This is a genomic window from Aeribacillus sp. FSL K6-2848, from assembly GCF_038004325.1.
Taxonomy (GTDB): Bacteria; Bacillota; Bacilli; order Bacillales; family Aeribacillaceae; genus Aeribacillus; species Aeribacillus composti.
The window spans coordinates 2199167-2222083 of the sequence record NZ_JBBOQQ010000001.1 but is presented as its reverse complement, the minus strand read 5'-3'; the positions used below and the strand labels follow the sequence as shown (position 1 = coordinate 2222083).

At 40.9% G+C, this 22917-nt stretch carries 23 protein-coding genes; 17 read left to right on the top strand and 6 right to left on the bottom strand.

The window, feature by feature from the left end; genetic code table 11:
• Positions 1-138: 138 nt before the first annotated feature.
• Together NSS70_RS10730 and NSS70_RS10725 are read right to left on the bottom strand one after the other, a co-directional pair.
• Complete coding sequence (locus NSS70_RS10730; protein ID WP_339192851.1) at positions 139-351, bottom strand: YozQ family protein; 213 nt, start codon at positions 349-351, stop codon at positions 139-141.
• Positions 352-442: 91 nt separating this feature from the next.
• On the bottom strand, positions 443-1135 hold the full coding sequence (locus NSS70_RS10725; RefSeq protein ID WP_340881544.1) for a Crp/Fnr family transcriptional regulator: 693 nt from the start codon (positions 1133-1135) through the stop codon (positions 443-445).
• 335 nt (positions 1136-1470) lie between these two features.
• Here NSS70_RS10725 and NSS70_RS10720 point away from each other — a divergent pair, with 335 nt between their 5' ends.
• Both NSS70_RS10720 and NSS70_RS10715 read left to right on the top strand, forming a co-directional pair.
• Positions 1471-2583 (top strand): TIGR04053 family radical SAM/SPASM domain-containing protein, encoded by a 1113-nt coding sequence (locus NSS70_RS10720; protein WP_130156975.1) that lies wholly within the window; start codon positions 1471-1473, stop codon positions 2581-2583.
• A 187-nt stretch (positions 2584-2770) separates the two neighbouring features.
• Positions 2771-3934: an MFS transporter gene (locus NSS70_RS10715; protein WP_340881540.1), complete on the top strand. Its 1164-nt coding sequence runs from the start codon at positions 2771-2773 to the stop codon at positions 3932-3934.
• Positions 3935-4161: 227 nt separating this feature from the next.
• Here the strand turns inward: NSS70_RS10715 and NSS70_RS10710 are convergent, their stop codons facing one another.
• From NSS70_RS10710 to NSS70_RS10695, 4 genes are read right to left on the bottom strand one after another with little or no spacing between them, the layout of a single operon-like run.
• Complete coding sequence (locus NSS70_RS10710) at positions 4162-4464, bottom strand: metal-sulfur cluster assembly factor (protein ID WP_063387670.1); 303 nt, start codon at positions 4462-4464, stop codon at positions 4162-4164.
• A gap of 45 nt (positions 4465-4509) precedes the next feature.
• On the bottom strand, positions 4510-5757 hold the full coding sequence (locus NSS70_RS10705) for a hypothetical protein (protein WP_340881538.1): 1248 nt from the start codon (positions 5755-5757) through the stop codon (positions 4510-4512).
• A complete protein-coding gene (locus tag NSS70_RS10700; RefSeq protein WP_311066123.1) occupies positions 5744-5971 on the bottom strand; it encodes a DUF2249 domain-containing protein in 228 nt (75 codons plus the stop codon). Before NSS70_RS10700 ends, NSS70_RS10705 begins: the two co-directional genes overlap by 14 nt.
• A gap of 4 nt (positions 5972-5975) precedes the next feature.
• A complete protein-coding gene (locus tag NSS70_RS10695; protein ID WP_063387667.1) occupies positions 5976-6209 on the bottom strand; it encodes a DUF2249 domain-containing protein in 234 nt (77 codons plus the stop codon).
• A 346-nt stretch (positions 6210-6555) separates the two neighbouring features.
• Between NSS70_RS10695 and NSS70_RS10690 the strand changes: the two genes are divergently transcribed.
• The 15 genes from NSS70_RS10690 to narH all read left to right on the top strand — a co-directional run bounded on the left by NSS70_RS10690 (position 6556) and on the right by narH (position 22913).
• Positions 6556-6795 carry a hypothetical protein gene (locus tag NSS70_RS10690; protein ID WP_340881536.1) on the top strand — a complete coding sequence of 80 codons (240 nt, stop codon included), beginning with the start codon at positions 6556-6558 and terminating at the stop codon, positions 6793-6795.
• 92 nt (positions 6796-6887) lie between these two features.
• Positions 6888-8435 (top strand): L-glutamate gamma-semialdehyde dehydrogenase, encoded by a 1548-nt coding sequence (gene pruA / locus NSS70_RS10685; RefSeq protein WP_340881534.1) that lies wholly within the window; start codon positions 6888-6890, stop codon positions 8433-8435.
• A 105-nt stretch (positions 8436-8540) separates the two neighbouring features.
• Positions 8541-9470: a proline dehydrogenase family protein gene (locus NSS70_RS10680; RefSeq protein WP_340881532.1), complete on the top strand. Its 930-nt coding sequence runs from the start codon at positions 8541-8543 to the stop codon at positions 9468-9470.
• Positions 9471-9785: 315 nt separating this feature from the next.
• Complete coding sequence (gene putP, locus NSS70_RS10675) at positions 9786-11264, top strand: sodium/proline symporter PutP (protein WP_340881530.1); 1479 nt, start codon at positions 9786-9788, stop codon at positions 11262-11264.
• 352 nt (positions 11265-11616) lie between these two features.
• Complete coding sequence (gene moaA / locus NSS70_RS10670; RefSeq protein ID WP_340881528.1) at positions 11617-12615, top strand: GTP 3',8-cyclase MoaA; 999 nt, start codon at positions 11617-11619, stop codon at positions 12613-12615.
• Positions 12616-12621: 6 nt separating this feature from the next.
• Positions 12622-13122 carry a MogA/MoaB family molybdenum cofactor biosynthesis protein gene (locus NSS70_RS10665; protein ID WP_340881526.1) on the top strand — a complete coding sequence of 167 codons (501 nt, stop codon included), beginning with the start codon at positions 12622-12624 and terminating at the stop codon, positions 13120-13122.
• Positions 13119-13694 carry a molybdenum cofactor guanylyltransferase gene (locus tag NSS70_RS10660; RefSeq protein WP_340881524.1) on the top strand — a complete coding sequence of 192 codons (576 nt, stop codon included), beginning with the start codon at positions 13119-13121 and terminating at the stop codon, positions 13692-13694. The genes NSS70_RS10665 and NSS70_RS10660 overlap by 4 nt, the downstream gene beginning before the upstream one ends.
• A 127-nt stretch (positions 13695-13821) precedes the next feature.
• A complete protein-coding gene (locus NSS70_RS10655) occupies positions 13822-15090 on the top strand; it encodes a molybdopterin molybdotransferase MoeA (RefSeq protein ID WP_340881522.1) in 1269 nt (422 codons plus the stop codon).
• Positions 15084-15578, top strand: a complete 495-nt coding sequence (gene mobB, locus NSS70_RS10650) for a molybdopterin-guanine dinucleotide biosynthesis protein B (protein WP_340882510.1) — start codon at positions 15084-15086, stop codon at positions 15576-15578. The genes NSS70_RS10655 and mobB overlap by 7 nt, the downstream gene beginning before the upstream one ends.
• Positions 15579-15605: 27 nt before the next feature.
• The gene (locus NSS70_RS10645) at positions 15606-16061 is read left to right on the top strand and encodes a molybdenum cofactor biosynthesis protein MoaE (RefSeq protein ID WP_340882508.1); all 456 of its coding nucleotides are present in this window, start codon (positions 15606-15608) and stop codon (positions 16059-16061) included.
• Complete coding sequence (moaD, locus tag NSS70_RS10640) at positions 16058-16291, top strand: molybdopterin converting factor subunit 1 (protein WP_340881520.1); 234 nt, start codon at positions 16058-16060, stop codon at positions 16289-16291. The genes NSS70_RS10645 and moaD overlap by 4 nt, the downstream gene beginning before the upstream one ends.
• A gap of 4 nt (positions 16292-16295) precedes the next feature.
• A complete protein-coding gene (gene moaC, locus NSS70_RS10635; protein ID WP_340881518.1) occupies positions 16296-16817 on the top strand; it encodes a cyclic pyranopterin monophosphate synthase MoaC in 522 nt (173 codons plus the stop codon).
• Entirely contained in the window at positions 16798-17487 is a 690-nt protein-coding gene (locus NSS70_RS10630) for a Crp/Fnr family transcriptional regulator (protein ID WP_340881516.1), read from the top strand. Before moaC ends, NSS70_RS10630 begins: the two co-directional genes overlap by 20 nt.
• A gap of 280 nt (positions 17488-17767) precedes the next feature.
• Positions 17768-21448 carry a nitrate reductase subunit alpha gene (locus NSS70_RS10625; protein ID WP_340881514.1) on the top strand — a complete coding sequence of 1227 codons (3681 nt, stop codon included), beginning with the start codon at positions 17768-17770 and terminating at the stop codon, positions 21446-21448.
• On the top strand, positions 21438-22913 hold the full coding sequence (narH, locus tag NSS70_RS10620; protein WP_340881512.1) for a nitrate reductase subunit beta: 1476 nt from the start codon (positions 21438-21440) through the stop codon (positions 22911-22913). The genes NSS70_RS10625 and narH overlap by 11 nt, the downstream gene beginning before the upstream one ends.
• The last annotated feature ends 4 nt before the right edge of the window (positions 22914-22917 follow it).

Here is a 22917-nt window from a genome sequence, read left to right as displayed (position 1 = left end):
GGGAAGTAATGCCGATATATTTTTTTAAACGCTGTCAAGACAAAATTGGCCATGAAATTCCCCCGCATTCATCATGATGATTGCAGGGGGTACAGGCATTTTCACTTAAATTTTTAATATCAGGAAAAAAAGGCATTATCATTCTTTTTCAGTCTTCAACGGGATGTTGTTGCCGTCAACATCCTCTATCATTCCATCAATTGTGCCCTCCGTATATGTATCTCTTATTTGTTCCTGCGTTATGGCCAAACCTTGTTTTAGGTCGGATTCGCTGCCGCTCTTTACAGGTTCATCATATGCTCCGAAGGTTGGGTTATTTTTCATTTTCTTGTCTTGACGTTTTGTGGACATTTCGTTTCCTCCATGAAAATTCGTTTTCCTTTATTATGATTCTTAATCGCTTCAAACATTCATCAAAAAACAGTTTTCTTTTTGGCGGCCGCTACATAAAGATTTCTTTCTCCAATTGTTCAGCATCAACCAAATAATATCCGTCGTCATCAACAAGAATAAGACCCTTCCGCTTCATCTGGTTAAGCGTTCTGCTTACGGTTTCACGGGAAGTTCCGATCATATTTGCCAATTCCCGATTCGTTAAATGGGTTGTCAAACGATAAAGTTTTCCTTGCGGCAGTGCATTCGTTTTGGTAAGCCGCAACAGCAACAATACGATTTGTTCATATGTATTATGAAGAATTTGCTCTTCTAACCGATTTTGCAAATCTATAATTTTTTCACTCATCACACGAAACAATTTGATGGACAATACCGGAAAGAGCATAAGCGTTTCCTCAAAATCTTTGATGGGAATGACAATTAATGTAGATTCTTCCATAACTTCTGCATGAGCAGGGTAAGATCCTTTGCGAAAAAATCCGATATGGGGAAACATTTCTCCATTTTGCAAGATGGAAACGATTTGTTCTTTTCCATTTCTGTCCGTTTTATATATTTTAATCGTTCCTGAATGGATGAAATATACGTTTTCCAGCAGGTCGCCTTGCATGAATACATATGATTTAGGTTGATAGGTACGTACTTGAGAGATAGCGACTATGGAAGTCAATTCTTCATTAGACAGTTCGCGGAAAAGGGGAACGCTTCTTAATCTTTCAACGACCCAGCTATTTGTCATGGCATCACACCTTCATTTCAACTTTGTTTTTCTTTTCATATTATAGCGTTTCTTTACAAATGAGTCGTGTGATGTAAATCATAGTTTTTAATAAAAATGAGGTGGTAAACATACTTAAGGTTTGGTGCAGACCAGCTCATCCATTTGCGAATTACCGAAGCAATCGCGGGGAAGATCCGCAGCAGTTGAACATTTGTCAAAAAAATGACTTTTTCGTAAAAATCATTTCTTCCTTTTTATCGGAAAGTGTGATGGCTTTCACTTCGAAAATCTCACCTTTTTATATGATGAGAAGAAGCAGAGATATTTTTCATTTTAAAGAAAGTTTGTATGTGATGATGGATTATGACCAAAACCCTTTTATAGTCATTTGGGAGTTGACGAGAGCATGTCAATTAAATTGTTTGCATTGCCGAGCCGAGGCGCAATATCATCGTGATCCCCATGAGTTGACTTTTCAGGAAGGAAAAAAATTAATTGATGATATTTTTGCGATGAACCAGCCGCTATTAGTATTTACCGGCGGTGATCCATTAATGCGGCCGGATTTATTCGCTCTTGCCGAATATGCTATTGAAAAGGGATTGCGTGTTTCAATCACGCCGAGTGCAACTCCAAATGTAACAAAAGAAGTGATGCAGAGGGCAAAAGATATCGGGCTTTCCCGTTGGGCATTTAGTTTGGACGGCCCGAATGCGGAAATTCATGATCATTTTCGCGGCACAAAAGGTTCTTTCGATTTAACGATGCAAGGAATCAAATATTTGCATGAATTTAAGATTCCTGTTCAAATTAATACGGTTGTATCACGCTACAATGTTCATGTTCTTGAAGAAATGGCGGATTTTGTTGAAAAACTTGATTGCGTTCTTTGGAGCGTTTTTTTCCTCGTACCAACTGGAAGAGGAAAACAATCGGATATGATTTCTCCCGCCCAACATGAACAAGTTTTTCGTTGGTTATATGAAAAGAGCAAACGTGTACCATTTGATATTAAAACGACTGCCGGACAACATTACCGTCGTGTCGTCTTGCAAGCCAAAATGCGTGAACAGCAAATAGATGGAAAAGAAATCCATTATGAAGATATTTTGTTTAAAGGGGCTACAGGGGAAGTGGACGGACTCGGCCGTGCTCCGAAGGGAGTAAATGATGGCAACGGTTTTGTGTTTATTTCCCATATTGGCGATGTTTACCCGAGCGGATTGCTTCCAATCAAAGCGGGAAATATAAGACAAACATCACTGGCCGATATTTATAGAACATCACCAATATTTCAAAAATTGCGCAATCCAAATCTTTATAAAGGAAAATGCGGTGTTTGCGAATTTCGTTTTGTTTGCGGAGGATCACGCTCAAGAGCGTATGCTGTGACAGGCGACTATTTGGAGAGTGAGCCTTATTGTGTATACATTCCTAAAGCGCTTCGCCAAAAACGGGAAGTTTAAACCGTTGGAAACGCAAGCGGCTTTTCAATTTGATTGAATGGGCAAAAATCGTAAAAACATTTTTGTTGAGATGAAATTTTAACAATTATTTGGCAATCAATAATTATGTGATAAAGTTCACAAACATTCCCCGCCTATTTTTCTATGATACAAATGATGGAACAATCATCTGTTTAGGAGGGGGATTTTGATGAAACAAAAAGCATTACTGCCAGTCACTACTTTAGCCATGACATTTGCATTTGCCGTATGGGGAATTTTATCTCCGTTAGCAAGTACGTTCCAGGACATATATAATTTGACATCAACACAAAAAAGCATCTTAGTTGCCATACCCGTCTTGCTAGGTTCTGTGATGCGGATTCCACTCGGAATTTGGACTGACCGGTATGGCGGACGGAAAATGTTCTCCTTGCTTTTATTATTTTTAATTGTTCCGTTAGTTGGCGTCAGTTTTGCCAATTCTTACGGAATGACGATGTTTTGGGCTTTTTTCATCGGAATGGCCGGTACGTCATTCGCGATTTCAGTTACATTTGTTTCCCGGTTGACACCGCCGGAAAAACAAGGAACAGCTTTAGGAATCAATGCCATGGGCAATATTGGAACAGCCGTAGCCAGTTTTTCTGTTCCGACACTCGCAGAAGTTTTCGGACTTAAAGGGGCATTTTTAACCTATATTTTTCCGATCGTTATAATGCTTCTGTTCGTTTGGTTTTGCACGCCGGAAATGCCGAAAACTGAACAAAGAATGATTGATTCCTTGTCAGTAATGAAATATAAGCATACATGGATATTATCGATTCTCTATTTTGTGACATTCGGCGCTTTTGTTGCTTTAGGTTTGTATTTGCCGTCGCTTCTGATTGATTTGTTTCATATATCTTCCGTCGATGCAGGACTTAGAGCAGCCGGTTTTACTGTAATTGCCACTTTGGCAAGACCAATTGGCGGATATATGAGCGATAGGATGGGAGCAGAGAGGATTTTAACGTTTGTTTTTGCGGGTATTGCAATCGGGGCAGCCATCCTTGCATTCGGAATGAGCAACATGTTTGTCATGACTATCGCCTGTTTGTTGATTGCCATCATGGCAGGATTAGGAAATGGTGCGGTTTTTAAATTAGTTCCGCAATTATTTGCAAAGGAAACTGGTGCTGTAACAGGGATTGTTGGAGCCTGGGGCGGCATCGGCGGTTTCTTTCCTCCCATTTTAATGGGAATCGTAAAAGATGCGACAAGTTCTTATTCGCTAGGGTTTTTGCTTCTTTGCTTATTTGCTATAGTGTGTTATATATTAAATCGCATTGCATTAGGAAAAACAGTTGAAAAAACAGCCGACCAATATTAATTGTGCAAGATCCAACCAAAACTTATCCCCTGCAGGCAGACAGCATTTGTAAAAAGGTTTTCCTGGAGGGGGATTTTTTTGGCTGGGAAAGGATGAAACGACGAAAATCTTAAATGTGACGCTGTTGTTTGTGCGCTGGAAGTGGAGCCAAAAACACCAAAATCATTGGGACTTTTTTCATAAAAAAAGCTGTCCCTTTCAGGAAAGGAACAGTCTTTGAAAAACGTTTAGGAAAGGAACCCTAGCTGCCTTAATGCTTTTTCGCTCATTCTATCAGGGGACCAAGGCGGATTCCAAGTGATTTGGACATTTACGTCTTGAATGCCTTCAATATCACGCAATGCGCGTTTCACACCGCCTGCTATTGAGTCGTGCAACGGACAGCCGGGTGTAGTCAATGTCATTAAAATGAATGCAGTTCCGTCTTTTACTTCAATCTTATAGATCAGTCCTAAATCAACGACATTAATTCCCAATTCAGGATCTAAAACGTTTTGCAGTTTTTCCAAAATTTTTGCTTTTATTTCCATTGTAACATCACCCTTTATATTTCAGTAAATCGTTCCCTTATTTTTTTATTTCAGCAATACGGAGCCAATCGTACAGGCAAATAATCCAGAAAACAGCACCATTCCTCCTTGTGCAAGATAAAATAGACCAGCACTTGAAGAGGCAAGGGCAGCGATCATGCCGATAAGACTCGCAACAAATAAACAGCATTCCATCACAATCCATTTTTCATTTATCATTTGTTTCAAAGTCGGCACCGCTTCTTTGCCGATTTTTTTGCTATACCGGTGTGTCCACCATAGAAAAGGAACAATTTTATATAAGTAGCCAATGATGCTTAATAGAATCCAGCCGAACAGATAACAGTAGATGATGATGGAAAAGATGCGGGAATGGGCTTCACTTTCAAAAGAAAAACCGGCCGCCGCTATGTGCAGGATGACTCCAAAAACAATGGCCAAAAGAGCAAACAGAAAAGGTTTATCCAGTTTTTTCTTCATCCTTTTCTTTAAAATGGCAAACATATGGTATGCAAACAACACATATCCGACAGCCATCAATTGAAGCCCTGCTGATAACAACCAGTCATTTGCAGTTATAAAACTGATGAAAGTTAATACAAGACCGCTTATATAAAAAATGTAGACATATCGGGCCGTGTTCATTGAAAAATGATGCGCCAATGAAAACATCGGAACCATTTTGTAAGAAAATCCGAAGATAAGAAGTGTAAACCAACCGGAAAATCCCAGCAATATATGTGCTTTGAAAATCAAATCATGATCGATTAATTGTCTGCCGCTCCAAAAATGATAGGCAAGCGTCAATCCGAGCCCGATCGTTAGGAGCAAACAAATGAGGGCGGTACCAACAAATAAAGTGATGACCGTTCTTTTTTTCTGTTTTTTTAATGTCATGAACATCTGCCATAAAAACATTACAATCCCGCAAGTAAGAAGCAAGCCTGAAAATATAGCCGTTTGAATATTAAAGGCCAGGCTGATGCTAAAAGATAGTATTCCTAATGACGTGACGACCATTTGGATAAAAGCGAATGCTTCATTCCATATCGGGGTTAAAAACACGACTGGAACAAGCTGATACATGGCCCCCATGGCTGTCATTAAAGCAAAGCCAATCACTAATAAATGGACAGCTGACAATACGACAGGAAGGCGCATTTCCCCGGTTGAAAGCTGACGAGTTGACAGAAATAAAAGAATTTGAGAAAGGAAAAACGCCAGTAAGCCAAAAATAATAAACGAAAAAGGGATTCGAATATTCGTTTCATAAGTATGATTAGCCGTCATCATCGTCATCCTTCTTTTCAATCGTTATTTCATAGCTTCCATCACTGCGCTTTTGCGTTTGATAGGTATAACCGAGATCGTCAAGTTGTTCAAATAAAAACATCGGGCGGCGGTCATTAATAATTTTCAACGTTTCTCCTTTTTTTAATTTTGCTAATGCCGTTAAAGTCCGCATCATCGGTTGTGGGGGCTCTAAGCCGCGATTATCCAGTATCATTTTTTCATTCCTCCGTTTTAACAAAGGTAATTTTCCAATGTTTATCCTCTATTTTTTCCGCTTGATAAGAAAACCCTTTTTTCTTCATGATAGGAAAAAGCGGAACGGGTTTAAACGGAGCGTGTAAAATAAATACATCTCCTTGTGCAAGAGGCTGAATGGCCGCCATGATTTTTTGAAACGGCTCTAATTTCTTCTTTAAATCTTCGCGAACATCTAATTCAACAGTTTTTCCCATCCATATTCTCCTTTCCATCTTTTTTATCAATGGTCATCATAGTAAAAACAATTCCCGCAATTTGTGATTTGCATCACATCATCGGCATCACTTTTGAAAAGTTTATGAATAATTGATTCGTGATGCCGTATTGGCATATAGCCTTTCAATTGAGGGAAGGGAAGATGTTGCAACATCAATTGAACTGCTTGTTAGAAAATGTTTCAGTTTTCAATGAAAGATCGGTACCATTTCGGATTAAGTAAAGAATTTTGTGTATTGATTTGCCGGGAGCTAAGTTCGCTGAGCTGGGAGTGTGATTTTACAATAATTAGGACTTGCCCCCATTTCGCTATGAATAATGTTTTTGCTGGAAATGGAAAAGAGAGAGGTTGTTTTTAAAGTAGAAACAGCTGAGGTATTTGGTGGGGGAGATTATTTCTTTGCTGATATGTTCAGCGGCCATTGCGCGAAAAATTCTTCTAACCCGGGCAAAACGCCATTGAAAAAAGATCATTCTCAACTGCGTCATTTACTACAAATAGAAGGTTGCCTTGGAACTGGAAAGTGTGCTGCAAGTAAAAAAACGGGCAGTATTACAAATTAAAATATGTATGCCACTTTTCCAATATTTTAGAAGATTGGCATGATTTTTGCATATTTTAAAGTGAAGGTTGATTTATGAAGGAGGTTTTACTAATGGTTTTTCCCTACAAACACGAGCCACTTACCAATTTTCTCAATCCAGCTGACCGAAGGGAGTTTAAAGCCGCTTTAAAAAAGGTTTGTTGCCAACTGGGCAAAGAGTACCCATTAATCATCAATGGCAAGAGAATTTTTACCGAAGAAAAGCTGATATCTGTTAATCCGGCGAACAAAGAACAGGTTGTCGGCAAAGTGTCAAAAGCGACAAAAGAACACATTGAGCAGGCATTTGAAGCAGCAAAGGAAACTTTTAAAAAATGGAGGACAATGTCCCCAGAGGCACGTGCAAATGTGCTTTTTAAAGCGGCAGCCATCACCCGCAGCAAAAAACATGAGATTTCCGCCTGGCTCGTCTATGATGCCGGCAAACCTTGGAGACAGGCAGATGCGGATACAGCAGAAGGTATTGACTTTTTGGAATACTATGGAAGACAGATGCTCGAACTTGCAAAGAACCAAGAGATGAACAACCGGCCCAATGAACATAACATCTATTTTTACCAGCCAATGGGGCCAGGGGTGGTGATTCCGCCATGGAACTTTGCTTTCGCCATTGTGGTCGGAACAACAGTTGCCCCCCTTGTTGCCGGAAACCCGGTATTGCTGAAACCGTCGGAAAATACTCCTGTTGTTGCATACAAACTGGTGGAAATTCTAGAGGAAGCCGGTCTGCCCGAAGGCGTGCTCAATTTCGTCCCCGGAGACCCAGCAGAAATCGGGGACTACTTGGTTGACCATAAGGATGCGCACTTCATTAATTTTACCGGTTCAAGGGCTACTGGTGTCCGGATATATGAACGGGCAGCAAAAGTACAGGAAGGTCAGCATTTTTTAAAACGGGTGATTGCCGAGATGGGCGGCAAGGATACGATCATTGTAGATAAAAGTGCAAATCTGGATTTGGCTGCCGATGCCATTGTCCATTCCGCATTCGGTTTTTCAGGCCAAAAATGTTCGGCCTGCTCGAGAGTGGTGGTTCACGAGGCTGTATATGACGAAGTGTTGAGAAAAACGGTTGAGCTGACAAAATCATTAACGGTGGGAAATCCAGCTGAAGAAGATGTATACATGGGGGCAGTCATTAATCAAAAACAATTTGATAAAATCAAAAGCTATATTGAAATCGGAAAAAAGGAAGGAACACTTGTGTACGGCGGGCAAACGGATGATTCCGAAGGATATTTTGTGTACCCGACAATTTTTAAAGATGTGGATGCGAGTGCGCGCATTATGCAGGAAGAGATTTTCGGCCCGGTCGTGGCTTTCGCAAAAGTGAGAGATTTTAATGAAATGCTGGAAATTGCCAACAACACTGAATACGGGCTGACAGGTGCAGTGATTTCAAATACAAGGGAGCATTTGGAACGGGCGAAATATGAATTTCATGTTGGAAATCTTTATTTTAACAGAGGATGCACCGCTGCGATTGTCGGCTATCAGCCTTTTGGGGGGTTCAAAATGTCCGGTACCGATTCAAAAGCTGGAGGCCCTGACTATTTAAAATTGTTCATGGTAGCAAAAACCGTTTCCGAAATGTTTTAACATTAGAATTGAGGAACAAAGGTCCAATAAAAGCGATGTCTAGAGGCGGGAATTGTTAACTTGATAAACGGATGGTCCGAGTAAAAAAGGTAAGGGGGAAAAGGGGTGCAGAATTTAATAAGAAATTTTTTCATCGCTCTGTCAACAAACAAATTTTTAAATAAAAAAGCAAGAAAATGGGGATTCCGTCTTGGAGCTGAGAAGTTCGTTGCCGGGACAGATATTGACAGCGTCACACTTACAATTAAAAAAATGAACGAACAAGGAATCAGCTGTACTGTTGACAATCTGGGGGAATTCGTATCCGATAAAGAAGAAGCCGGCAAAGCAAAAAGACAAATCATTAATATGTTGGAAAAAATTCATCAAGAAAAACTGGATTGCCATGTTTCAGTAAAATTAACCCAATTGGGGCTGGATATTGATCGGGATTTTTGCCTTGGAAATATGAGAGAAATCTTGGATGCGGCCACCAAATACTGTATTTTTATAAACATTGATATGGAAGATTATGCCCATTTTCAGCCGACAATAGATATTTTAAAATTGCTTTTGAAAGATTATCAAAACGTGGGAACGGTTATACAAAGCTATCTTCGATGTGCGGAAGAGGTTCTTGATAAATTGAAAAATGTTCGCATTCGGATTGTCAAAGGAGCCTATAAGGAAAGTCCGGCAGTTGCGTTTCAATGCAAAACAGAAATCGATCAAAATTTTTTGAAATTGGCGAAAAAAAGACTGCTTGGCAATACATTCACTTCCATTGCAACCCATGACCATCGGATTATTCGTCAATTGAAAAAATTTATTCAAGAAAACAATATTCCAAAAGATCGATTTGAGTTTCAAATGCTCTATGGATTTCGACAGGAAATGCAATATGAATTGGCAAACGAAGGCTATCAAATGACAACGTATATGCCTTTCGGCCGTGACTGGTTCGGCTATTACATGCGCCGTTTGGCTGAACGACCGCAAAATATCAATTGGCTCATCAAAGACGTTTTCCGTCTTACCCGAAAAAAATTGTCTTAAAAAGGAATTTGTTTTATACTGTTTTCACCTGAACAGGCAAGAGGAGATCATCATCGTTAAGAAGCGAGAATTCAGAAATTCTGACCGTTTCAAGCAGAATATCAAGCCTGTACAAATTTCTCCATAATAAACACGTTCTTTTCTCCTGTCCTAGCATTTTCTGCGCTGTGGAGCAATCGACCGGAATTACTAAAATTATGCGAAGAAACCCTTTTTGAATGTGGTTGAAAGCACCTTCTTACATCTGAAACAACTTTCGAGTGGAAATAATTTTTCAAAACTGCTTCCAAAATTATTTTTATAAGGGGAGATTCCATGACTGATTATGTTTATCAACTGACCGCTATTTTTCTTTACCTTATCGGAATGGTATTAATTGGATTTTATGCATATAAGAAAGTTCATAATCTTTCAGACTTTATGCTTGGCGGGCGTTCTCTCGGCCCGGCAGTGTCGGCGCTAAGCGCCGGGGCAGCGGATATGTCGCAATGGCTGCTCATGGGGCTGCCGGGAGCCATTTACGCCGCCGGTCTGGTAGAGGCTTGGATTGCCATCGGTTTGACGATCGGTGCTTGGCTCAACTGGAAACTGATTGCACCGCGTCTGCGGGTTTATACACAAGTATCCAATGATTCGATCACCATACCGAGTTTTTTTGACAACCGCTTTAAACAAAATGCTAAATTTCTCCGCATTGTTTCTGGGCTCATTATTTTCGTTTATTTTACCTTTTATGTTTCATCAGGCATGGTGGCTGGCGGAGTATTTTTTGAAAGCTCATTCGGATATGATTATCATGTCTTTCTCTTAGTCGTTGCCACCGTCATCCTCATTTATACTTTGTTTGGGGGATTCCTTGCTGTTAGTTACACAGATTTTGTTCAGGGCACCATTATGTTTTTTGCTTTAATCCTTGTACCCGTGATAGGTTTATGGAAAACTGGCGGCATTCAGGAAACAGTGGAATCCATCCGCCATGTGGATCCGAATCTGTTAAGCTTTACTGCAAATGCAACAGTTTTCAGTGTGGTTTCTTCCTTGGCTTGGGGGCTTGGGTATTTTGGGCAGCCCCATATCATTATAAGATTTATGGCGATTAAAACGGCCAAAGAAATAAAACAAGCAAGAAGAATCGGCATCGGTTGGATGATTTTAACATTGGGAGGAGCAGTGTTATCAGGGTTGATTGGTGTTGCCTATTTTCACCAAAACACCGAAGTAGTTCTTTCTGATCCTGAAGCGGTTTATATTTCCATGGGGCAAATGATTTTTCACCCGTTTATAGCGGGAATCATGTTTGCTGCAGTGCTTGCGGCTATTATGAGCACCGTTTCGTCGCAGCTCATAGTTATTTCATCGGCGTTGGTAGAAGACATTTATAAGGCTGTTTTCAAACGGGATGGTTCCGACAAAAGATATATTTTGCTGGGCCGTCTAGCAGTACTCGCTGTATCGGTTGTTGCCGTTTGTTTTGCATGGGAACAATCAGATACCATTCTCAATCTTGTTGCGTTTGCTTGGGCTGGTTTTGGAGCTGCTTTTGGTCCAATTATTATCTTTGCGTTATATTGGAGAAAAATAACTGGGATTGGTGCACTTTGCGGCATGATTGTTGGCGCTGTAACGGTATTTATTTGGGGGAATTCCGCGCTTTCTGACACGCTGTATGAAATTGTTCCCGGGTTTTTATTAAACGTCCTTGTCACAGTTGTTGTCAGCATTTTTACTTATCAGCCGAATCATGAAATTGAAAAAGAATTTAATGAAACACTCGAACTTTTAAGAAAGGAATAGTTTGGACAAAAAGGGCTGCCGAAGGGCTGCCTTTTTTACAGTTCGCCAAGCAAGGGTACAGTGTCCATCATGAAAACTGCTGATTCTTTTAAGAAAGCCTCCGTTTCCGAAATCTTAACGTATTATTCGTTTATCTATTTTGTTTCCCCAATTCATCGTATAGAGCCCCATCATGTTAGCCATAAAAAATGGAAAATTGGCAAAATGAATTCCAAATAGGTTTCATTTTCAGAAAATTTTTTTTACAATTAATTTAATCTTTTATGATCATTCGAATTGATGTGACAGAGATCACATTCTTTTGTTTAGCTTGTCTGTAACATATGAAGAAAGCATGTATAAGGAGAGGAAGATGTTGCGAGATCAATTGAACCGCCCTTTATTGGATTTGCGCATTTCGGTGACGGATCGGTGCAATTTTCGCTGTGTATATTGTATGCCGGAAATAGAAGGAAAAGAATATTGTTTTTTGAAGCGGGAGCAGCTGATGACCTTTGAGGAAATTTACCGCTTAGCCAATATTTTTGTAGGACTTGGTGTGCGAAAAATTCGTCTGACAGGCGGTGAACCGCTTTTACGGAAAGAGATTGACGTTCTCGCCGGCATGTTGGCAAACATTGAAGGTCTTCAAGATATTTCATTGACAACAAACGGATTTTTGCTAAAAAAGTATGCCGGTAAATTAAAAAAAGCGGGTGTAAACCGAATTAATGTCAGCCTTGATGCTCTCAATGACGAAGTGTTTGCGAAATTAAACGGGAATAAAGCAAAATCGGCCGTCATTTTGGAAGGAATCGAAGAAGCCGTTTCCAATGGCCTTACAGTAAAAGTGAATATGGTTGTAAAAAAAGGATGGAATGATCAAGAAATTTTGCCGATGGCCCGCTTTTTTAAAGAAAAAGGGATCATTCTCCGTTTTATTGAATATATGGATGTCGGTACTTTAAATGGCTGGAAGATGGACGAAGTGGTAACAAGCAAGGAAATTCATGATTTCATTAACAAAGAAATGCCGCTTGAACCGTTGGAAGCCAACTATTTGGGCGAAGTGGCGAAACGATACAGATACGTCGATTCCAAAGTTGAAATTGGTTTTATTTCTTCTGTTTCGCAGGCATTTTGCTCTGACTGCACACGCATCCGCTTATCTGCGGATGGAAAAATATTTACTTGCCTTTTTGCTTCAAATGGCGTCGACATTTTGTCGGTAATGAGAAATGGAGCAAATGATGAAGAACTCAAAAGCATAATTGAAAGTATTTGGTCTAATCGCAGGGATCATTACTCTGAAGAAAGAGGAAAAGCTGTTTCTGCAAAAAAACGAATTGAAATGTCTTATATTGGCGGGTGATGGAAAATGGGTGCCAACGATCATAAAAGGCAAGCAAACGTTTCAGTTCGCTGCAAAGTCATTACAGTTTCCGATACACGAACAAAGGAAACCGACAGAAGCGGTGCGCTAATTGTTGAAATGCTGCAGAAAGAACAGATGGAAGTGAAAGAATACGTAATTGTTGAAGATAGCAAAGAAGAGATACGGTCTGCCATTTTGGAAAGCAATCATGATATTGATATCATTTTATTAAACGGTGGAACAGGGTTTACGAAACGGGACGTAACAGTGGAGACAGTAAAAAGCTTAATTGAAAAAGAAATGGTGGGGTTTGGCGAATTGTTCCGCTATTTAAGCTACGAGGAAATCGGAAGTGCCGCCATGTTAAGTAGAGCATTGGCTGGTGCCATAGGAGATAAAGTCATTTTTTGCATGCCGGGGTCGACGAATGCAGTCCGTCTTGCCATGGAAAAATTAATTCTGCCCGAACTGCGCCACATCGTTTGGGAGATGCATAGGCAATGAAAAACATCATTGGAATCGTCTTGGCTGGAGGGGAATCCAAGCGTTTTGGCGAACCGAAGGCACTGGCCAAAAGAAACGGCAAGCCTTTTCTTATGATTAGCGTCGATGCCTTGAAAGAAGTTGCTGATGAGATTGTTGCAGTGATCCGTCCGGAGATCAAAACAGGATTGCCTGAACTCCAAAACATTCCTTATACATATGATTTGAAAATATATAAAGGGCACGGACCGCTTGCAGGAATTTACACCGTGATGTCCCAATACAATTCTGAATGGTATTTGGTCGCACCGTGTGATACCCCTTTTATAAAAGCAGCCGTGTTTCAAAAGCTGGCAGGCTATCTTAACACTCCGTATGAGGCAGTTGTTCCTATCGTAAACGGCAAAACAGAACCGCTTGCGGCCGCATATCATCAAAAAACAAAGAAGGTAATCAAAAGCTTATTAGAGCAAAAAAAATTATCGGTAAAGGAACTGCTTGGCCAAATAAAGGTAAAATATGTAAAGTTTGATGAAGAAAAATTGTTTCTAAATATTAATACAAAAGAAGACTACGAAACTTTTAGCCAATAATAGATTTCTCTTTCTAACAATGAACATTATGTGAAATGTTTATATCCGCATTTATTTTGTGATAAATTGCACACCGATTATCACGCATCATGGGTAAAGTGATGTTATAATCTGGTAAAAGAAGGGAATGGACAACGTGCGAAAACCGATTAAGGTGGAAGAAGCGATTGAACGAGTGATCAATAGAAGCATGGAAGGGGAATGGGAATACGTCCAGATCGAGAAATGTTTTGGACGCATCCTTGGCAAGGACATCATTGCGACGACAGATGTACCTTGGTTCGACCGTTCACCTTATGATGGCTATGCCATTTTTGCTGAATCGACGCAATCAGCGTCATCCCAACAGCCTGTTCAATTGGAAGTGATTGGAACCATCGGGGCAGGAAGTGTCTACAATGATGGCATTCTTCCGAATCAAGCCGTTAAAATTATGACTGGTGCAGCTATTCCAAAAGGGGCAAATGCTGTCGTCATGAAAGAATTAACAAAAGAAGTGAAACGCAATGGCAAAGTGTATGTGGAAATCAAACGGAATATATCGCCCGGTGAAAATTTGTCGCGCATTGGCGAAGATGTCAAAAAAGGAAGCCTGCTAGTTGAAAAAGGGACGATGATTAATCCAGGTATTACCGCAATTTTGGCGACATTTGGCTTTTATCATATTCCCGTTATGAAAAGACCGAGAGTAGCCATCATCGCCACGGGCAGCGAATTGCTTGAAGTATATCAGCCGCTTGAACCCGGGAAAATCCGCAACAGCAATGCTTACATGTTGCAAGCGCAAATTTTAAGAGCACACGCTAAACCGGTTGGATGCGGAATTGTCAATGATTCGTTTGAAAATGTTTTGGCAGCTGTTAAAAACGCCATGGATGTGGCGGATATCGTTGTAACGACAGGCGGAGTTTCAGTCGGCGATTACGATTATATTCCAGCCGTCTACGAATCGCTTCGTGCCGAATTGTTGTTTGATAAAATTGCCATGCGCCCCGGAAGTGTGACATCAGCTGCTGTAGTCGACAACAAATTGTTATTTGGCTTATCCGGCAACCCTTCTGCTTGTTATGTAGGTTTTGAACTGTTTGTCCGCCCTTACATCCGAGCAATGCTCGGGCAAAAACACCGATATTTGAAAAAAATACGTGCCGAACTGGCAGCGGATTTTTTAAAACCGAATCCGTTTACAAGGTTTGTTCGCACGAAACTATCTTATCAAAATGGGAAATTGACCGTCGAACCAATTGGCAAAGATAAATCAAATATTGTCTCTTCTTTGATTGATTCCAATAGTTTGACCGTCTTGCCAGGGGGGACAAGAGGCTATCGAGCGGGAACCGAAGTGGATGTGCTGTTAACAGAAGATGAAGAAGGAGCCCCTATTTGGCAATGTTAATTATGCAAGTTGTCGGCTATCAAAACAGCGGCAAAACTACCATTATCGAAAAATGCGTCAAAGAGTTTGCTTTCCTCGGTATTAAAGTCGGTGTGCTGAAGCATCACGGCCACGGAGGCACTCCCGACGTATATCAAAAAGATTCCGTTCGCCATTTTCAAGCAGGTGCAAAAGTTTCCGCTGTTGCAGGGGAAGGGGCGCTCTTGTTGCATGCAAGGATTGATGAAAGCAAATCTATAATGAAATTCATTGAGCTTTATCAACATTTTTTTGAAATCGAGGTTTTGTTTATTGAAGGGTATAAAAAATTATCCTATCCTAAAATCGTTTGTCTTCGTGATGAAAATGACTTGGATTTGCTTGAACTTCCAAACATTCAAGCAATCGCAAGCAGAAAACCGATGAAAAAGAAACGATCGTTCATCCTCGGTCAGGATGATGACCTGCTAATAAACTGGTTAAAAAATTATCTGCATTTAAACCGATAAAATGTGAAAGGAGGCGTCTTGCAAAAAATGTTTCATATTGTCCGTGAACCGATTAATGTGTCCAGTGTGATCGACCATGTTGTCGACCGTTCTTCAGGTGCTATTGTGACGTTTGTCGGCACTGTCAGAGAGTTTACCAACGGCAAGAAAACATTGTTTTTGCAATATGAAGCTTACGAATCAATGGCGCAAAAAAAATTGGAACAAATCGGCTCTGAAATAAAAGAGCGTTTTCCGGAAGCAAAAACGGCGATTGTTCACCGCATTGGAAAATTGGAAATTACGGATGTTGCCGTAGCCATTGCTGTTTCAACGCCGCATCGCGATGATGCTTTCAAAGCATGCCGGCTTGCAATCGAACGAATCAAGGAAATCGTTCCGATATGGAAAAAAGAACACTGGGAAGATGGCGAAATGTGGGTAGGCAATCAAAAAGGAACTGTTTCATATCAAAATGGCTTTCCTGAGGAGTTGATGGAATGATCCGCCTGTTGCTGTTTGCCCATTTAAAAGAGCAATTGCAAAAAGACGAACTTTTGCTCCCGTACCAAAATATAACTGTTAAACAACTTCGGGACATTTTAAAAAACGACTATTCAATATCGGCATCCTCATCGATCATGGTTGCCGTTAATGAAGAATTTGCTGCAGAGGAGGATGTGATAGGCGATGGAGACGTCGTCGCCTTGATTCCTCCAATAAGTGGAGGGTAAAAGAATGAACTCATTTTCACATCTGAACGAACAAGGACGCGCAAGAATGGTCGATATTTCAGAAAAAGACACAACGGTCAGAACCGCCCATGCCGTTTCCAGTGTTCTTGTTGCAAAAGAAGTGTATGAAAAAATTCGGCAAGGGCAAATCAAAAAAGGAGACGTACTCTCAGTGGCTCAAGTTGCCGGTATCATGGCGGCAAAACGAACTGCCGATATTATTCCAATGTGCCATCCGATCGCATTGACAGCGGTGGACATTCACTTTCAATGGCAAGTTGATGAAAATCGTTATCAATTGGTGATCCATGCATTTGCCAAAACAAAAGGCAGTACAGGAGTGGAAATGGAAGCATTAACAGCTGCCAGTGTATGCGCCTTGACTGTCTATGATATGTGCAAAGCTATTGATAAAGGCATGATCATTGGTCAGACTTATTTGGTTGAGAAAACTGGCGGAAAAAACGGTGACTTTTTCCGAAAAGATTTAAAAAATGGTGATCAAAATGGCGAACACATTGAATGACCAACATTTAGAATCATTAAAAAAGTTGGCTTATTTAAAAGAAAAAGTTAAAAAAGGAACGTTTTTGTTCCAAGAAGGACAAGTCGGCGAAAACTTTTTTGTTGTCTCACGTGGTAAATTTCAAATCAGCAAATTTTCCGGAGACGGAAAAGAATTGTGTCTGCGTTTATGTGGACCGAACGCAGTAATGGGCGAATTAATGATTTTTTCCAATAACGGCCGATATTTATTTAATTGCCGTGCATTGGAAGATAGTGAAGTCTTAATCATCTACAATAAAACGATTGAAAAAGAACTTTTGAAAAATTCGGCGTTTGCTGTTGAGTTTTTAAAAATGATGACGGAACATTTCCGCAAGCAGCATACGAAATTTCGAGACCTTGTATTATATGGAAAAAAGGGCGCACTTTATTCCACCTTAATACGGATGTCAAATAGTTATGGTGTGAAAATTAGCAGCGGAATTTTATTAGATGTTTCAATCACCCATCAAGATTTAGCTAATTTCAGTTCAACATCACGCGAAAGTGTTAACCGCGAGTTAAATGCCTTAAAGTCAAAAGGCATTGTCTCGTTCAAAGGGAGAAAAATCATCATTCATAATCTCGATTATTTAAAAAAGCAAATCAATTGTGAAGATTGTCCAAAATCTTATTGCAATATTGAATAACCGTCAGGAAGACCGGCAGAATGCCGGCTTTTTTTTGCAAATTCAGGAAAATGGGGCAGGCTTCTTTCCATTGAAGGATCGTAAAGGAAACTGTGATAAACTGCCGCTTGTCGACCAAAAGGGAACGGCTTTTTCTTTTATGGGAAAAAGATTTTATCACGTTTTTTCGACATATTTGTGAAAACAGCAATGTTTGTGATGTGTATCACATTTATTTATTTCCGTACTTTTTATAGTGAAAGAAAGGATAAAAGGGATAAAAGAAAAGGAGTGAACAGCGTTGGCAAATGGGAAATCGTTTTTTAAAAAATTAACATATATCCAACCTATTGAAAAATACTCAGAAGGTCATAGCCAGTTATCAAATGAGGATCGTGATTGGGAAAACGTATATCGGAGAAGATGGCAGCACGATAAAGTAGTTCGTTCAACCCATGGCGTAAACTGTACAGGTTCATGCAGTTGGAACATTTATGTGAAGGACGGGATTGTTACATGGGAGGGCCAGCAGCTGGATTATCCAAGTACAGGACCGGATATGCCTGATTTTGAACCTAGAGGCTGTCCGCGCGGGGCAAGCTTTTCTTGGTATATTTACAGTCCGTTGCGTGTCAAATATCCGTATGTTCGCGGCGTTTTATGGAGTATGTGGCGCGAAGCTCTTAGAAAGCATGAAACACCGATAGAAGCATGGAAAAGCATTGTAGAAAATCCGGAAAAAGCAAATCAATATAAACAAGCACGCGGTAAAGGAGGGTTTGTGCGTGCAAAATGGGATGAAGTGCTCCAACTTGTTGCCGCCTCTTTGCTTTATACTGTCATTAAATACGGTCCAGACCGCAACATCGGTTTTTCGCCGATCCCAGCAATGTCGATGTTGAGCTATGCCGGCGGTTCACGTTTCATGTCTCTCATCGGGGGTCCAATGCTAAGTTTTTATGACTGGTATGCCGATTTGCCTCCGGCATCGCCGCAAATATGGGGCGATCAAACAGACGTTCCGGAAAGCAGCGACTGGTATAATTCCGGATATATTTTAACATGGGGTTCAAATGTCCCGTTGACAAGAACACCTGATGCCCATTTTTTGGCTGAGGTTCGCTATAAAGGGACAAAAGTTGTTTCGGTCAGTCCCGATTATGCGGAATCAACCAAATTTGCTGATGAATGGCTTAGTGTAAAACCTGGAACGGATGGTGCATTAGCCATGGCGATGGGGCATGTTATTTTAAAAGAATATTATGTCGATCGTAAAGTCGATTACTTTATCCATTACGCAAAACAATATACAGATTTCCCTTTTTTAGTGACGCTGACAAAACAGAAAAACGGACAATTTGTTCAAGACCGCTTTTTAAATGCAGCGGATGTTGGACTGGAGACAAAGAATGGTGAATGGAAACCGCTCGTTTGGAATGAAAAAACCGAAATGTATGCCATTCCAAATGGAACAATCGGTTCCCGCTGGGAAAATAACGGAACATGGAACTTGAAACTCGAGGACGAACAAACAGGCGAAGCAATCGAACCGCTCTTGTCTTTCCTTGGAACTGAAGATGAATTGGCAACAATTCAAATACCTTATTTTTCTGTTGAAGGAAATCATATTTTGCATCGAAAAGTTCCGGTAAAAAAACTTAATACAAAAAATGGAGAACTGTTTATCACAACCGTTTATGATTTAGTGTTGGCCAATTATGGCGTTGACCGCGGCATAGGCGGCGATGTCGCCAAAACGTATGATGAGAATGCAGCCTTTTCTCCGGCTTGGCAAGAAACCATTACAGGAGTAAACAGGGAAAAAGCAGTTCAAATCGCCCGCGAGTTTGCGGAAAATGCAATTGAAACCAACGGCCGTTCGATGATCATTGTCGGCGCTGGGATCAATCATTGGTTTCATTCAGATATTTTATACAGAGCCGTTTTAAATCTTGTGTTATTTGTTGGAGCTCAAGGCGTAAACGGTGGAGGCTGGGCCCATTATGTCGGGCAGGAAAAGCTGAGACCTGTAGAGGGTTTTCAAACGATTGCGATGGCCCGTGACTGGCAAATGCCTCCAAAATTGCAAAACGGAACGTCTTTCTTTTATTTCGCTACCGATCAATGGCGTTATGAAGAGTCATCGGTGGATGGTCTTGTTTCTCCGTTGCAGGATAAAGCGAGATACCACCATCACGCTGACTACAATGTGCTGGCCGTGAGACTCGGCTGGCTGCCCTCTTATCCGACTTTTGAAAAAAGCGGAATTCAGCTGTACAACGAGGCTATTTCATCAGGAGCGAAAACATTGGAAGATATCAGAAAGTTTGTTGCCAACGAGCTTAAAGAAAGAAGACTAAAATTTGCTATTGAAGATCCGGATCATGAAAAAAATTTTCCCCGCAATTTAATTGTTTGGCGGGCAAATTTAATTTCCAGCTCAGGCAAGGGGCATGAATATTTCTTGAAACATTTGCTCGGTGCTGCAAACGGATTGTTAAATGATGACGGCGATTCGGTGCGGCCTTCGGAAATTAACTGGCCTGAAAAAGCTCCGGAAGGGAAATTGGACTTATTGGTCAATTTGGATTTTCGCATGGCTGGAACGGCGTTATATTCTGATATTGTCCTTCCAGCCGCTACTTGGTATGAAAAACATGATTTAAGCAGTACTGATATGCACCCATTTGTACACCCGTTCAATCCGGCCATTGCTTCACCGTGGGAAGCACGCACCGATTGGGAAATTTTCAAATCATTAGCAAAAGCCGTTTCAGATCTGGCAAAAGAATTGGACATGAAGCCGGTTAAAGAAATTGTGGCAACACCGCTGCAACACGATACACCGCAAGAAATGGCACAGCCGTTTGGAAAAGTGAAAGACTGGAGCAAGGGCGAAGCGGAAGCTATCCCGGGGAAAACAATGCCGCAATTTCATGTTGTGGAAAGAGATTACACAAAAATTTTTGAAAAAATGATTTCCCTAGGACCGAATGTAACAGCCTCACCTTATGGTGTTAAAGGGATTAACTGGTCTGTTGAAGAGGAGTATGAAAAATTGAAAAAAACGTTAGGAACAATGAAAGAAGGGATTGGCGCAGGCATGCCTGATATCAGTGATGCTAGAAAGGCGGCTGAAGCCATTTTGACGCTCTCATCCACGACAAACGGGCGCATTGCAGTCAAGGCTTGGGAATCTCTTGAGAAAAAAACAAACATGCCTTTAAAAGATTTAGCTGCTGAAAGGGAAGAAGAATGTTTTACGTTTGCACAAATTACGGCCCAACCGAGAACTGTGATCACTTCTCCTGCATTTAGCGGCTGCGAAAAAGGCGGAAGACGTTATTCGCCGTTTACAACAAATATTGAACGGCTTATCCCGTTTCGGACATTAACCGGGCGCCAGTCGTTTTATATAGATCATGAAATCATGTTGGAGTTTGGCGAAGCGATGGCAACTTATAAACCAACATTGCAGCATAAACCGTTTCAAGAAAAACGACCTGAAGCGGAAGGAAAAGAAATTACATTGAACTATCTAACTCCACACAACAAATGGTCGATCCACAGCATGTTTTTTGATTCTCAACCGATGCTTACTTTATTCCGCGGCGGTCCAACCATTTGGTTAAATAAGGATGACGCAGCTGAAGCGGATATACAAGACAACGATTGGATCGAATGTTTTAACCGCAATGGCGTTGTGGTCGCACGTGCTGTTGTTTCCCACCGAATTCCAAGAGGAATGGCATTTATGCACCATGCCCAAGATCGCCATATTAATGTTCCTAGTACGAAATTAACAAATAACAGGGGAGGAACACATAATAGTCCAACAAGGATTCATGTGAAACCGACGCACATGATTGGTGGTTATGCTCAGCTGAGCTACGGTTTTAACTATTATGGTCCAACGGGAAACCAGCGCGATTTAAACGTCATCATCCGCAAATTGAAGGAGGTAGATTGGCTTGAAAGTTAAGGCGCAAATTGGAATGGTCATGAATTTAGATAAATGCATCGGCTGCCATACGTGCAGCGTTACATGCAAAAATACTTGGACAAACCGCCTAGGTGCAGAATATATGTACTTTAACAATGTCGAAACAAAACCGGGCATCGGTTACCCGAAAAAATGGGAAGATCAAGAAAAATATAATGGTGGATGGGAATTGGATGAAAATAGGAATCTGCGATTGAAATCCGGTTCCAAAACAAAGCGGATGCTCAACATTTTTTATAACCCGGATTTGCCGACGATTGATGACTATTATGAACCATGGAATTATGATTACGAAACATTAACGAACAGTCCTGAAAAAAAACATCAGCCTGTCGCCCGGCCAAAATCAGTTCTGACGGGGGAATATATGGAAGTGAAATGGGGGCCAAACTGGGAAGATGATTTGGCCGGCGGCAACGTGACAGCACTGGAAGATCCGAATGTCTTAAAAATGGAAAACTCCATTAAGTCCGAATTTGAAGATGTCTTTATGATGTATTTGCCGCGCATTTGTGAACATTGCATCAATCCGTCCTGTGTTTCGGCATGTCCTTCCGGTGCTATGTATAAGCGGGAGGAAGACGGAATTGTTTTGGTTGATCAAAATGCATGCCGCTCATGGAGATTTTGTGTATCCAGCTGCCCCTATAAAAAAGTTTATTTTAACTGGAAGACGAATAAAGCGGAAAAATGTACCCTTTGTTTTCCTCGAATTGAAGCAGGTTTGCCGACTATTTGTTCGGAAACATGCGTTGGCCGCATTCGCTACATTGGCGTCATTCTGTATGATGCCGACAAAGTAAAAGAAGCGGCAAGCGTAACAGACGAGAAATCATTGTATGAATCGCAATTGTCCATTTTCTTAGATCCGAATGAACCTGAAGTCATTCAAAAAGCAAAAGAGGAAGGAATACCGGAAGAATGGATCGAAGCTGCTCAAAAATCGCCTATTTACAAAATGACGGTTGAATGGAAAATTGCTCTTCCACTTCATCCTGAATATCGCACGCTTCCTATGGTTTGGTACATTCCGCCGCTAAGTCCGATTACGAATATGATTGAAGGAAAAGGAAGCAAAGCACATGATATGGACATTTTCCCGGCAATCGACCAAATGAGAATTCCGATCGAGTATTTAGCCAATTTATTGACGGCAGGAGATCAAGAACAAATTCGCACCGTTTTGAAAAAAATGGCTGCAATGCGGATATATATGAGGGCATTGCAAACGAATAAAGTGCCAAACGAAGAAATGATCAAATCGCTCCATTTGACTGGAGAAGCGGTGGAGGAAATGTATCGGCTGCTGGCTATAGCCAAGTACAATGATCGATTTGTTATTCCACATTCCCATCGTGAACAAGTGGCCGACTTATATAACGAGCAAGGCGCATGCGGCCTTTCTTTTGCTGGAGGCCCCGGCGCATGCGGCACACTTTCATGAAACG

Excerpts from the sequence above, each read along its gene's own strand:
- NSS70_RS10730 (WP_339192851.1), bottom strand. The coding sequence starts at position 351 with ATGTCCACAAAACGTCAAGACAAGAAAATGAAAAATAACCCAACCTTC.
- NSS70_RS10725 (WP_340881544.1), bottom strand. The coding sequence starts at position 1,135 with ATGACAAATAGCTGGGTCGTTGAAAGATTAAGAAGCGTTCCCCTTTTC.
- NSS70_RS10720 (WP_130156975.1), top strand. The coding sequence starts at position 1,471 with ATGATGGATTATGACCAAAACCCTTTTATAGTCATTTGGGAGTTGACG.
- NSS70_RS10710 (WP_063387670.1), bottom strand. The coding sequence starts at position 4,464 with ATGGAAATAAAAGCAAAAATTTTGGAAAAACTGCAAAACGTTTTAGAT.
- NSS70_RS10705 (WP_340881538.1), bottom strand. The coding sequence starts at position 5,757 with ATGATGACGGCTAATCATACTTATGAAACGAATATTCGAATCCCTTTT.
- NSS70_RS10700 (WP_311066123.1), bottom strand. The coding sequence starts at position 5,971 with ATGATACTGGATAATCGCGGCTTAGAGCCCCCACAACCGATGATGCGG.
- NSS70_RS10695 (WP_063387667.1), bottom strand. The coding sequence starts at position 6,209 with ATGGGAAAAACTGTTGAATTAGATGTTCGCGAAGATTTAAAGAAGAAA.
- pruA (WP_340881534.1), top strand. The coding sequence starts at position 6,888 with ATGGTTTTTCCCTACAAACACGAGCCACTTACCAATTTTCTCAATCCA.
- putP (WP_340881530.1), top strand. The coding sequence starts at position 9,786 with ATGACTGATTATGTTTATCAACTGACCGCTATTTTTCTTTACCTTATC.
- moaA (WP_340881528.1), top strand. The coding sequence starts at position 11,617 with ATGTTGCGAGATCAATTGAACCGCCCTTTATTGGATTTGCGCATTTCG.
- NSS70_RS10665 (WP_340881526.1), top strand. The coding sequence starts at position 12,622 with ATGGGTGCCAACGATCATAAAAGGCAAGCAAACGTTTCAGTTCGCTGC.
- NSS70_RS10660 (WP_340881524.1), top strand. The coding sequence starts at position 13,119 with ATGAAAAACATCATTGGAATCGTCTTGGCTGGAGGGGAATCCAAGCGT.
- NSS70_RS10655 (WP_340881522.1), top strand. The coding sequence starts at position 13,822 with ATGGACAACGTGCGAAAACCGATTAAGGTGGAAGAAGCGATTGAACGA.
- mobB (WP_340882510.1), top strand. The coding sequence starts at position 15,084 with ATGTTAATTATGCAAGTTGTCGGCTATCAAAACAGCGGCAAAACTACC.
- NSS70_RS10645 (WP_340882508.1), top strand. The coding sequence starts at position 15,606 with ATGTTTCATATTGTCCGTGAACCGATTAATGTGTCCAGTGTGATCGAC.
- moaD (WP_340881520.1), top strand. The coding sequence starts at position 16,058 with ATGATCCGCCTGTTGCTGTTTGCCCATTTAAAAGAGCAATTGCAAAAA.
- moaC (WP_340881518.1), top strand. The coding sequence starts at position 16,296 with ATGAACTCATTTTCACATCTGAACGAACAAGGACGCGCAAGAATGGTC.
- NSS70_RS10630 (WP_340881516.1), top strand. The coding sequence starts at position 16,798 with ATGGCGAACACATTGAATGACCAACATTTAGAATCATTAAAAAAGTTG.